This is a genomic window from Rhodoplanes sp., from assembly GCF_013377085.1.
GTDB lineage: Bacteria > Pseudomonadota > Alphaproteobacteria > Rhizobiales > Xanthobacteraceae > Rhodoplanes.
The window spans coordinates 30521-43311 of sequence record NZ_JACAAX010000006.1; the positions used below are offsets into that span (position 1 = coordinate 30521).

The following is a 12791-nucleotide window of genomic DNA, read 5'->3' on the forward strand; positions in this document are numbered from 1 at the left end:
AACGCGCCGGACCCGGAATCCAGCCGAGTCCTCGGAGTTTGCCGCTGGATTCCGGGTTCGCTGCTTCGCAGCGCCCCGGAATGACGGAGAAGTCCCGATGCGCCCCTACTGCTTCGCCAGGGCGTCGATGGCCTGGGCGAAGCCCTTGAAGGAGACCGGGATGCCGACGTCGCGCTGGATGGCGTCCTTGTATTCGAGCCGGCCCGGCTCGGCCCGGGCGCGCATGCGGCGCAGCAGGTCGTCGGAGAGGTCGGCGTCGGCGAAGCAGCCGGCCGGCACGCAGCGCTTGAAGGCCAGCGCCAGGGGCGGCTGCTTGTCGTCCCACAACAGGCGGGTGCCGGTCGCGAGCCAGACATTGACGGGGACTTGGACCACGATCTTGAGCGGGTCGGTCTTGGCGGCGCGGCCGATCGCCACCTGCGAGATCGGGCCGGCCTGACCCTGCGGCTGCTGTGCCTGGAACACCTCGCAGCTCTTCTGGGCGGACCCCTGCGGGGACTCGCAGCGCACCGTCCAGTCCTCGTAGGTGGCGGTGGTGCGGGTCGGGGCCTGGGCCTGGGCGAGGGCGGCCGGCACGGCAGCCTGGGCCAGGGTGGCGAGCGCCAGGATCGTCAGCACGGGGCGGAGCGGAATGCGGGTCATCGGGAGTCCGGGTCAGTAGGTGGCGGTCACTCGGGCATGGATGCGCCAGGAGCCGGCAGGGGTGTGGGGGCCGTCGAGCAGCGCATAGCCGGCCGCCAGGTTGGCGCGCCAGCCGGCGGCGATCTGGTCGTCGAAGCCGGCGCCGATCGAAGCCAGGGTGGTCGACTGGTTCAGGAAGATCTCGCGCCCCCAGCCGATGTCGCTGAACACATAGGGCACGAGCTTGTCCTGCAGCCATTTGGCCTTGAAATGCTCGCCGACGCTGAAGCCCGGCAGATACAGGGTGTTGCGCGAGATCACGGCCTGGTCGACGGTGCGGTCCTCGGTCATGTAGCCGCGCACCTGGAAGGCGCCGCCGAGCGAGATGCGCTCGGTGTCGGGCAGCGGCGTGCCGGAGATCAGGCCGAACAGCTCGTTGGTCAGGATGAAGCCCTTCGGCAGCGGGGTGGTGTGCACATAGACGAGCGTCGAATAGGCGTAGTGGATGTCGTCCACCCGGCCGTTGGTGTAGAGGCTCCAGGCGCGGGACGTGTTGTCGGGCAGCATGTTGCCCGGGTTCACCTTGACCCGGACATCGAGATCGTTGACCCCGAAACGGTCGCTGAAGCGGCCGGCGAAGCCCCCCACCATCTGGAAGAGATCGACGCCGAAATCCGCGAACGGGGAGCCGACGAAAAACAGCTCGCGGTTTTGGTGCTTCACCTCGACGCCGAGCAGCAGGTCGCCGAACGCCCACGGCAGCAGGTCGGACAGGGCGCTGCGCTCGAGCGCCGAGAGCTCGGTCGTGCGGGTGCGGTAGCGCAGCGCCAGCGTCGGCTGCTCGTTGGTCTGGATGTAGTTGGCGATCAGCTCGAGGCTCGATCGCGGCCACATCGGCACGATCACCCGGCCGGCATGGCTTTGGTACTGGGCGATCTGCGGCTGGCCGATCGGATGCCCGTCATAGACCCAGAAGTCGGGGCTGCCGGTCGCCTGGTAGGACGCCACGATCTCGCCCGGCAATGCCGCCGAGCCACCGACGAAGTAGCGGTCGCGGCTGGTGTAGAGCGTGCCGGTATTGGCGTAGCCGGTGTAGACCTGCCAGGGCCGCTGCTCGGTGGTCCGCAGCGACAGATCGGCCTCGGCGAGGTCGCGACCCGGGCCGAACACCGCCTCGACCCGGCGGAAAGGGTTGCGGTTGAGCCAGTCGAGGTCGGTCTCCAGCCGGCGGCTGTCGATGTGCTCGCCCGGCGTGATGCGCACCCGGGTCCGGATATGGTCTTGGCCGGCGCGCTCGGCGCCCGTCACGGCGACGCGGCCGGCCTTGTACTCGAAGACGCGCACCTGCAGGGCGCCGCCCGTGATCTCCTGCGGCGGGACCGTGACCGACACGAAGGCGCGGCCGGACTCGCGGTAGACGCCCGTGATGGCGGCCTGCACCTCGGCGATCAGCTTGCGGCTGATCGGCCGGCCCAGGAAGGCCGCGAGCTTTTCTCGCAACGCTTTGGGGTCGATTGCGGGGATCCGCTCGATGTCGACGCCGGCTTGCCGCGGCCGCGCCAAGGGCTGGTCCTTGGCGCCGAGCAGGACGATGCCGCGCAGCGTCGCGCCGAGCGGGGTCTCGTCCTCGCCCTTCAGCAGGTCGGGCGTGATGAAGCCGATCGGCGGGGCGGTGCCGCGGGGCGGGGCGGGCGGCAGGTTGCGCTCGACATATTGGGCGGCGGCCGGTCCGGCGCCCACAAGGGCGGCTGCGGTGAGGGCGGCCCCGGCGGCGAGCAGGGCGATGCCGCGGGCAAGCGCCCACGACCGCCGCGGGGCGGTCTCGCCCGGCGTCGCGATCGGTCGCGGCCTGTGGCCGGCCTCCGCCCGTCTGTCGTCACACATCCACGCCTGCCCTTACGCCAAGAACTCTTTTTGTCAGTACAGGCCAAGCTTTGTGCCCGGTCCTTGAAGTCTTTTCGCGGCTCCGTCCGGAGCCCTTCGTGTCTCTCTGCCGTCACCTCAGCGGTTGCGCCGGCACCACGCCGGGTCGGATCGGTGCGGCCGGGGGGATCACCGGGGGCGCTGCCGACGTGGCCGGACCGAGGCTGCTCAGCGAGCGGATCGGGTCGATCAGGCCGGCGCCGGTCTGCAGGTCCTTGCCGGGCCCGAGCGGCTTTGCCGTCTTGATCAGGATGGCGCGGACCTCTGCCGGCGTCAGGGTCGGCCGCGCCTCGAGCAGCAGAGCCGCGACGCCGCTCACATGGGCGGCGGCGACCGAGGTGCCGGTGGTGAGCTGGTAGGCGCCGTCGGGCGACGGCACCAGAACGTCGACGCCCGGCGCCGCGATGGCGATGTGCTTGCCGCGGTTGGCCATGGCGAAGGGCTTGTCGTCGTTGTCGGTCGCCGAGACGGCGATGACGTTGGGGTCGGCGGCCGGATAGAGCGGCGGCGACTTCGGTCCGGCATTGCCGGCGGCGGCGATCAGCACGATGCCCTGGCGGCTCGCCGCCTCCAGCACCCGCTCGGTCATCAGGTCGCGCGGGCCCGCGAAGCTCATATTGATGATGCGCGGGCTCTTGGTGAGGACCCAGTCGAGACCCTTGAGAACCTGGGCTGTCGTCGCCTCGGCGCTGGTGTTGGTCTCGGAGAAGGCCCGAACGGCGAGCAGCCGCACGCCGGGCGCGACGCCGAGCAGGCGGAACCGCGACGCAATGGCGCCCGCCATGCCGGTGCCGTGGGTGTGCGGCTTGCTCGGGCTGCCGGTGGCGTCGAAGCGCTCGACCAGGACGCCCTGCAGGTCGGGATGGCGGAGATCGATCTCCGAGTCGATCACCGCGACCGTGATGTTGGCGCCCCGCACCCGCTGGTGCACGGCGCCGAGCTGCAGCTTCTGGATGACGTATTGGGCCGGGTCGCCGGTCGGCAGCGTGGTGCGGGCGGCGAGGTCGCTGGCGAGGTCGCTCGAGCCGGAGGCGGCCGGCTCGGGCCCGGTCGCAGCCGGCGGGGCGGCCGGGTCGGTCGCCGCCGGGGTGGGCACCGGGGCAGGTGCGGCCTGGGCGAGGCCGTAGACATAGTTCGGCTGCGCCGAGGAGACGATGCGGTTCTGCTCGAGGGTGCGGATCAGGGCGCGGATATCCTGCCCGGCCTTCATCTTGAACCGGTAGACGGTGCGGCTGGTGATGTTGATCGGGTCGGCCGAGACGATCTCGACGCCGAGCATGCGGGCGATCGCCTCGATCTGGGCGCGGGTGACGCTCGCCGGGATCTGCAGCACGATCTCGTTGGGGATGAACCGCGTCTCGCTGATCGGCGGCACGCCGCTGAACTGCTGCTCGCTCGGGCTGCGGTCGATCCCGGGCCCGGGGGGCGGGCCGGCGCCTGGATTGCCGGGGCCGCCGCGGCCGCCGGCTCCGCCAGTGCCGGGGCCGGTGTTGTTCTGCGGCGCGGTGATGTTGTTGCGGGTCGGAACCGGGGGGCCTCCCGCGTTCGGATCGGCGATCAGGCTCGCCGGCACGACCGGGGCGAGGATGTCGGTGGTCAGCGCGCCGATCCAGTCGCCGAGCAGAAACGCATAGGGAGTCCCGCTCAAGTAAGGATAGGTCTGTCCGGTGAACGTGCGCCAGACGGCCGGGTCGAACCCGGGCGGCAGGCCCTGGGCGAATTGGGCGGTGGTGTATGGCGTTCCGGCGGAGCTGGTCGTCTGGCCGGTCGACAGCGGGTCCCAGTAGGAGCTGGTGACGGTGCCGCCCCCGGTGACGATGTAGTTGTTCAGTGTCGTTGCGACCGGGGATCCGGCCGAGATGGTGTTCCGGCCGACGAGGCCGCCCGCGGTTCCGCCGGCACCGGTCGTCACCGCGCCGGTCGCATAGGTCTGGTCGATGATCCCGCCGTTGATTCCGACGAGGCCGCCGACCACCGCCGTTCCGTCCCCGGTCACCGCGCCGACCGCATAGGAGTCCGTGATGGTCGCGGCCGGGTACCCGGTCACCGTCGCGTTCACGCCGACCAGGCCGCCGAGCGCCGTGCCGCTGCCGCCGCTGACGTCGACATCGGCGAAGGCGTGGTCGATGTCGCCGACGTTGAAGCCGACCAGGCCGCCGACCGCGCTGTTGGTTCCGGTCGTCTCGGCGGTCCCGATCGCCCAGACGTTCTGCAACGTGCCGCTGTTCCAGCCGACGAGCCCGCCGATGGCACTGTCCGAGCCGCCGGTGACGACCGAGGTGGTGTGGGCGTCGACGACGAGGCCGGCATTGGTGCCGACCAGACCGCCGGCCGTGCTGTCGTCGGCGGCATCGACCGTGCCGATGGCGTAACCGCCGATGATGGTTCCGTGGATGCCGTTGAAGCCGACTAGGCCGCCCGCATCGCCGCTCAACCCGACGCTCACGGCCCCGGAGGCGGAAGAGTGGAGGATTTCGCCGTTGTTGGTGCCGACGAGGCCGCCGGCCGTGCCCCAGGCGGCGCTGCTGACGAGCCCGGAGGCCGACGACGAGACGATCACGCCCGACGAGGCGTTGAAGCCGACCAGGCCGCCCGCATCGCCGCTGTATCCGACGCTCACGGCCCCGGCAGCGGACGACCAAAAGACCTCGCCGCTGTTGTAGCCGACGAGACCGCCGGCCGTGCCGTAGGCGGCGCTGCTGACGATCCCGTAGGCCGACGACCAGACGATCGCGCCCGACGACGTGTTGTAGCCGACCAGCCCGCCGGCATCGCCGTCCACGCCGACGCTCACGCCGGCGTAGGCGGACGACCCGATGACCTCGCCGTCGTTTCGCCCGACCAGGCCGCCGGCCTCGCCCTGGGTGCCGCTGCCGACAAATCCCCAGGCCGTCGAGCCGACGATCGTGCCGGACGACGTGTTGAAGCCGACCAGCCCGCCGGATCTCCCGCTCGCACCCGTCGCGACCGACACGACCGCCGTCGTATCGACAATGACGCCGCCATTGAGCCCGGCGATACCGCCGGCCCAGACGCCGCCGAAGCCGCCTCCGTCGACCGTCCCGGTGACGGTCACGTTCCTGATCGTGCCGTAATTGATGCCGGCGACCGCGCCCATTGTCGCGTTGGCGCCCGTGGCCGTGATCGAGACGTCGCTCAGGGTGAGATTGCGGACGGTGCCGGACGCGGTGATGATCGGAAACAGGCCGAAGGTGCCGCTGCCCGCCAGGCCGAGGTTCGAGATCGTGTGGTTGACGCCGAGGCCGCCATTGCCGTCGAGCGTGCCGGAAAAGGCCGTTCCCGGGCTGAAACCGGCAAACGTCGCCGCCGAGAAATCGCGTCCGAGCGCATAGGTGCCGGAGAGATTGGTGCTGATGTTCGCAAGGTCACTGGCGTTGTTGACCAGCATGTACGACGTCAACTGCCCGGAATAGGCCGTCGCGACATTGGCCGTGAACGTCGACGGGGACGCGTAGCTGAGCGGATTGTAATAGATCGAGACGGTTCCGGTGCTCCCGCTGAAATCGACCGTCGGACCCATATAATAGATGAAATTCACCGTACCGACACCGGTGCCGCTGTTGTCGGCCCGGATGATCAGGCTGCCGCCGCCGGTATTGATGGCGCGGGCGTAGTAGTTGAACGTGACGTTATTATACGCGCTCAGCGTCAGCGTATTCGCGCTGCTCCAGGTGATGACCGCGTCGACCGTGATGTTGCCGGCCTGCGCCCCGGGGCTGCCGGCGCCGCCGGTCGTCACCACGACGTTCGCGGTCGCCAGCGCATTCTCCAGGGTGGCCACGTTCAGCACCGACGTGTTTCCGGTCGGCGTGAACGGGCTGCTCCCCGTGACGGCGGTGTCGGAGCTGCTGCTGATCAGGATGTCATAGGGATCGAGCAGCAGCGTGCCGGTGCGGCCGGCCGGCGCCCGCAGGTCGGTGGTGCCGGCGTAGTTCAGCAGCCCGTGGCTCGACACCTCGGCGAAGCCGCCGTCGCCGCCGGTGTCGCTGCCGCGGGCCGAGATCGTGCCGGCGAAGCTCGTCTGCTGCTGCGACCACACCACGACATTGCCGCCGCTGCCCGTGGTGCCGTCGGCCTTGATGGCGGCGCCGCTTTCGATCGTCACGGTGTCGGCGTTGCGCACCGCGCGGTCGTAGAAATTGGTGCTCGCCGTGCTGCCGCCGGCGCGGTCGCCGCCGACCAGCACCAGCCCGCCGGTGGTGCCCGAGGCGTCGAGCAGGGCGCCCGAGGCGAGCGTGACATTGCCGCCCGTGACGACAATGCGGCCGCCGGCGCCGCCGGTGCCGGAGGCGTCGAGCACACCGCCGATCGTCACGGCGTCGGCCTCGATCAGAATGTCGCCGCCGGTGCTCGGCCCCTTCACGCGAGAGCCGCGCGGCGCGGTCGGGTCGATTGCGGCGACGCGGCGCGCCTCGATGCGCTGGGTGGCGACGACGCTGCCGCCCTCGGCGGTGAGGAAGATGCGGCCGCCCTTGTTGGCGACGCCGGTCGCCTTGATGACGCCGTTGGTGTTGCCGGCGAGCGCGAAGACGTTGCCGCCATTGGCGCGCAACTCGACATTGGCGGCCCGGATCGAGCCGCGATTGACGACCTGTCCGTTGGTGCCCGCGACCTTGATGGAGACCTTGCCGTTGCCGAGCGAGCCGTCGCTCAGCACCACCTCGCGGCCGGACGCCATCGCGGCGGTGCCCTGCGGCGCGACGATGCTGCCGTCGTTCTGCACCGTCCGGGCGATCAGCACGACGTCGCCGCGGGCCGAGCCGATGCGGCCGAGATTGACCACGGCGGCCGTGCTGGCGCCGTCGAACGTCATGCTGCCGCCGGCCAGGAAATCGGCGTCCTTCACGTCGAGCGTCGAGGCGACGAAGCTGCCGCCGGTCCGCACGATGCCGCCCGCACCGACCGCAACGCCCGCCGGATTGACCAGATAGACGCTGCCGGTCGCGGTCAGCAGGCCGTTGATGGAGGAGGGGACGTTGCCGGTGACGCGGTTGAGGGTCGCGCCGGTTCCGTTGTTGAACTGGACCTGGTTGCCGGTGCCGATCGAGAAGGTCGACCAGTTGATGATGCCGGCCGCGCTCGCCTGATTGATCACCAGGCTGGTGGCCGAGGGCTGGTTGATCGTGACGCTGCCCTGGGTCACGGTTCCGCCGGTCGGCAAAACCTGTGCCGTCGCCGCGGCCTGCAGCCCCAGGGCCGCGACCAGCGCGAGAAGCGGAACACAGTGGGCCAGCCGTCGGCTCATTCGGTCATCCTGACGTCGTCTGCGACAGGCCGGGCGTTCAGCCAGCCCCGGGTCGGCCTCCCGGCCAGAAACCTAGCAGAGGGGTGTTCGACCCAACAAGGAAAGCCGGCCCCGAAACCCTCGGAACCATTCTTATTTCCCGCTGCCGTGGCGGAATTGCCGCAGGCCGGGTCGCGCAACCCGGGGTGGTGCAGGGCTGGCTCGCCGATGCACTCCATGTGTTCCGGCTTCGCCCTCAACGCGCCAGCACCACGTCGCCGATCAGCGAGGAGTGGTCCCACGGGAGCTGCCGCTGCCGGGTCGACTGATAGACGTCGGCCCGCACCCGCTTCATCAGCGCGCCGATCTCCAGCCCGGGCGTGTTGATGTGCTTGAGCAGCGCCGCCGTGAACGGGCTGTTGCGGCCTTCGCCGTCCATCGCGACGTTCTTGGGCTGCGTCGCGTAGACGATCATGGTGCCGACCGCGCTCTGGATGGCGGCGAGGCCGGAGCCGACCGAGGCGGAACGCGTGCCGAACGACGAGGCGAGCGAGCGCGCCAGCGGATTGTCCCGGCAGGCGTCGAGGAGCACGAGGTTGACGCGCCGCTCGCTCTCCATCTGGGCCAGCACGTCGTCGACCGTCACGGTATCGAGGGTGAGGTCGCCGGGCCGCTCCAGCTTGGCGTCGACCGGCACCAGGTAGTTCTTGTCGGCGACCTGCAGGCCGTGTCCCGCGTAGAAGAACAAGGCGAGATCGGCACGGTCGAGCTTCTTGCCGAACTCGCGGATCTTCGCCTCCATGCCGTGCTTCTCGAGATCGATGCCCTCGACCACGTCGAAGCCGAGGCCGCGCAGCGAGCGCGCGATGTCGCGCGCATCGTTGCCCGGATTGGGCAGCGTGGTGGCGTAGCGATAGGCGCCGTTGCCGATCACCAGGGCGACGCGGCCGCCGCGCCCGCTGGGCGGCTCGGCGGCGGCGGGAGGCGGAGGCGGCGGCGGTGGTGGTGTCACCGAGGCGGACGGCGCCGACGGTGTCGTCACGGTCGGCGGGGTTGCCGTCGGGGGGGCCGGACTGCCGGTCGACGGGGCGGCGGGAACGCCGGCCTCGATGGCGGTGAGATGAGCGCGGGCGGTCTCGATCGCCCAGGCGCTGCTCAGATAGGTCCGGTTGGGGGCGGCGAGCGCCGCCTTGAAGTCGTCGCGCGCCCGCGCCGTCTCGCCGCGCGCCTCGAAGGCGAGGCCGCGACTGGTCAAGGCCGGGGCCAAATTCGGCTCGATCCGCAGCGCCTCGCTCAAGTCGACGATCGCCCGGTCGATCTCGCCCTTGCCGCGATAGCTGGTGCCGCGATTGGCGAGCGCCGAGGCGAGCCGCGGATTGATCCGGATCGCCTCGTCGAGATCCCGAACGGCGCGGTCGAAGTCGCGGCGCTGGTTGTGGACGTAGCCGCGCAGATTCAGCGCGATCGCGTCGCGCGGGTTGAGCCGGATCGCCTCGTCGAGATCGGCCGCGGCGCGGGTGAGGTCGTTGCGGCCGACCAGCACCTGGGCGCGATTCAGATAGGCGGGGCCGTAGCGCGGATCGACCCGGGTCGCCTCCTCGTAGTCGCGGATGGCGCGATCGGGATCGTTGCGGCCCCGATAGGCGTTGCCGCGGAAGCTGTAATAGGCGGCGACGCGTGGCTCGAGCCGGATCGCCTCGTCGTAGTCGGCGATGGCGTGCTCCCAGTCGGACTTGTTGTAATAGGTGTGGCCGCGATTGATCAGCGCCGAGACGTAGTTCGGCTGGATTTTCAGCGCCTCGCCGAGATCGCGCAGGGCTTTGTCGTGGTCGTTCTTGTTGCGGTAGGCGTTACCGCGATTGTTGAAATAGACGGCGCTCTTCGGCGCGAGGCGGATCGCCTCGTCGTAGTCCTGGATGGCGCGGTCCCAGTTGCGCTGGTCGAAGAAGACATTGCCGCGGGCGTTGAAATAGTCGGCGGCGCTCGGCTTGAGCCGGATCGCCTCGTCGTAGTCCCGCAGCGCGCGCTCGTGGTCGGCCTTCTTGCGCCAGGCGTTCGCCCGGTTGGCGAAGGCGACGACGTTCTTCGGATCGAGCCTGATCGCCTCGTCGTAGTCGCGGATGGCGCGGTCCGGATTGCCGGTGGCGTTGAAGGCGAAGCCGCGATTGTTGAACGCCGTGGCGTTGGTCGGATCGGCGCGCAGCGACTCGTCGAGATCCTTGATGGCGAGGTCGTGCTGGCCCTTCTCGTTGTAGACATAGGCGCGGTTGTTGAAGGCCGAGGAGCGGTCGCGCCCGGTGAGCTTGCTGCCGCCGCGCTCGATGATGCGGGTGCAGGCGGCGACGCGGCCGTCGAGGTCGCCGGTGCGGCAGGCGGTCCAGTCCTTCTGGCTCTGCGCCTGCGCGGGTGTGGTGCCGCCCAGCCCGAAGGCCAGGACCGTGATGGTGGAGAGGATCGCGAGAAGCCGGCGCATCGGGCCCTCCCGGAATGTCGCGCAATCGCCACGGGTCGTGCATTCGCCCGCCATGGAACATTCCCGCAATCGACCGGGTGGATTCAAGCCCCGGCGAAGGTTTGTGTGACGGGAGGCCCAATCGGTTCGATCAAGAATTATCGCTGATAATACAAAGGCCCGAGAGGCGGCCCGGGCTGACCCGGAGTGGGCCGCGGCCGCAATCCTGTGCCCCGTCGGAACCATCGACATCACGGTCGGAGCCCGGGATCGCACCGTCGGCGTGCTCCGCGACGGCCGACCGATCCAGCGGGTTTCGGATCACCGGGCCAGCACGACATCCCCCATCAGGGACGAGTGGTCCCATGGCAACTGCCGTTGCCGGGTCGCCTGGTAGACGTCGGCGCGCACCCGCTTCATCACGGCGCCGATCTCCAGCCCCGGCGTGCCGATATGCTTGAGCAGCGCCGCCGTGAACGGGCTGTTGCGGCCGTCGCCGTCCATCGCGACGTTCTTGGGTTGTGTCGCATAGACGATCATGGTGCCGACCGCGCTCTGGATCGGGGCGAGGCCGCTGCCGACCGACGCCGAGCGGGTGCCGAGCGACGAGGCGAGCGAGCGTGCCAGCGGATTGTCGCGGCAGGCGTCGAGGAAGACGAGATTGACGCGCCGCTCGCTCTCCATCTGGGCGAGCACGTCGTCGACCGTGATGGTGTCGAGCACGAGGTCGCCCGGCCGTTCCAGCTTGGCGTCGACCGGCACCAGGTAGTTCTTGTCGGCGACCTGGAGGCCATGTCCTGCGTAGAAGAACAAGGCGAGGTCGGCGCGGTCGAGCTTCTTGCCGAACTCGCGGATCTTGGACTCCATGCCGTGCTTTTCCAGGTCGATGCCCTCGACCACGTCGAAGCCGAGGCCGCGCAGCGAGCGGGCGAGGTCGCGCGCGTCGTTGCTCGGATTGGGCAGGGCGGTGGCGTAGCGGTAGGCGCCGTTGCCGATCACCAGGGCGACCCGGTTTCCGCGGCCCGCCGCTGACGCCTGCTCCAGCGGGCCGGCCGCCGAGGTCGGCGGCGTGGCCGCGACCGACGGCCCCGGCGGCGGGCTCGGCGTCACCGCGGCGGTGGTCGAGGCCGGGGTCGGCGCGGCCGGCGTGCCGGTCTCGATGGTGGCGAGATGCGCCCGCGCGGTGTCGACCGCCCACGGCCCGGTCAGGTAGCTCCGCGCCGGCGCGTTCAGCGCTGCCCGGAAATCGTCCTTGGCGCGTGCGAGGTCGCCGCGCGCCTCGTGGACCAGCCCGCGGCTCGTCAGGGCCGGGGCCAGGGTCGGGTCGAACCGCAGCGCCTCGTCGAGATCGGCCAGGGCGCGAGGCAGGTCGCCCTTCAACCGGTGGGCCTCGCCCCGGTTGCTGATGGCGGCCGGAAGCTGCGGGCTCAGGCGGGTCGCTTCGTCGAGGTCGCGGATCGCCCGGTCGAGGTCGCCCCGCTGCCGGTAGACGAAGCCGCGGAGATTGTAGGCCGCCGCATCCTTCGGGGTGATCCGGATCTCCTCGTCGAGATCGCGCAGCGCCCGGTCGAGGTCGCCACGCCTCGCATAGGCCTCGGCCCGGAAGTGGAGGGCGCCGTCGTCGCGCGGATTGAGTCGGATCGCCTCGTCGAAATCGCGAAGCGCACGCTCGACCTCGCCGGAGTCCCGGTACGCCCGGCCCCGGTAGGCGTAGTAGGGGCCGGACTGGGGTTCGAGCCGGATCGCCTCGTCGAAGTCGCGGATCGCTTCGGCATGCTCGCTGCGCGCGTGGTGGCTGTGGCCCCGGTTGACGTAGGCGGCCACATAGGTCGGCAGCAGGCGCAGCGCGGTGTCGAAGTCGCGGATGGCGCGATCGTGCTCGCCCTTTTGGCGGTACGCATTGCCGCGGTTGTGAACCACGACCGCGTCCTTGGGAGCGAGTCGCATCGCCTGCTCGTAGTCGGCGATCGCACGGTCGTACTCGCCCTTGTCGAAATAGGCGTTGGCGCGGGCGTTGAGGAGCGGCACGGCGTTCGGATCGAGCCGGACCGCCTCGTCGAAGTCGCGCAACGCCTGGACGAGGTTCCCCATGTTGCGATGGACGCCGGCGCGGTTGGCCCAGATGGTGGCGTTCTTCGGGCCGAGACGCAGGGCGTCGTCGAAGTCGCGCAGGGCGCGCTGGTTGTCGCCCTTGCCGGCGAACGCGATGCCGCGGTTGTTGAATGCGTTGGCGTTGGTCGGGTCGAGTCGCAGAGCTTCGTCGAGCTCGCGGATCGCCTGATCGTACTGGCCCCGTGCATTGTGGACATCGGCCCGATTGTTGTGTGCGGCCGAGCGGTTCGTGGCCGACACCTTGCTCCCCAGCGCGAGGACGCGGGCGCAGCCCGCGAGGCGGACGTCGAGGTCGCCCGACTGGCAGGCGGTCACGTCGCTTTTGCTCTGGGCATGGGCCGAGCCGGCGCCGGGGCCGCCGGCGGAGGCGACGATGACGGAGGCGGCGAGAACCGAAGTCATCACGAGAAGCCGATGCATGTGGGCCCCCCGAACCAA

The 12791-nt window shown here is 70.3% G+C and carries 5 protein-coding genes; all 5 read right to left on the reverse strand.

Annotated features, from left to right (window positions below; all coding sequences use genetic code 11):
- Positions 1-105 precede the first annotated feature (105 nt).
- The 5 genes from HXX10_RS06505 to HXX10_RS06525 all read right to left on the reverse strand — a co-directional run bounded on the left by HXX10_RS06505 (position 106) and on the right by HXX10_RS06525 (position 12773).
- Complete coding sequence (locus HXX10_RS06505) at positions 106-642, reverse strand: invasion associated locus B family protein (protein ID WP_296520858.1); 537 nt, start codon at positions 640-642, stop codon at positions 106-108.
- A gap of 12 nt (positions 643-654) precedes the next feature.
- Complete coding sequence (locus HXX10_RS06510) at positions 655-2505, reverse strand: ShlB/FhaC/HecB family hemolysin secretion/activation protein (RefSeq protein ID WP_296520860.1); 1851 nt, start codon at positions 2503-2505, stop codon at positions 655-657.
- Positions 2506-2617: 112 nt separating this feature from the next.
- On the reverse strand, positions 2618-7810 hold the full coding sequence (locus HXX10_RS06515; protein ID WP_296520862.1) for a S8 family serine peptidase: 5193 nt from the start codon (positions 7808-7810) through the stop codon (positions 2618-2620).
- A 235-nt stretch (positions 7811-8045) separates the two neighbouring features.
- Positions 8046-10262, reverse strand: coding sequence for a tetratricopeptide repeat protein (locus HXX10_RS06520; RefSeq protein ID WP_296520864.1), 2217 nt, complete (start codon positions 10260-10262; stop codon positions 8046-8048).
- A gap of 300 nt (positions 10263-10562) precedes the next feature.
- Entirely contained in the window at positions 10563-12773 is a 2211-nt protein-coding gene (locus HXX10_RS06525; RefSeq protein WP_296520866.1) for a tetratricopeptide repeat protein, read from the reverse strand.
- Positions 12774-12791: the final 18 nt, after the last annotated feature.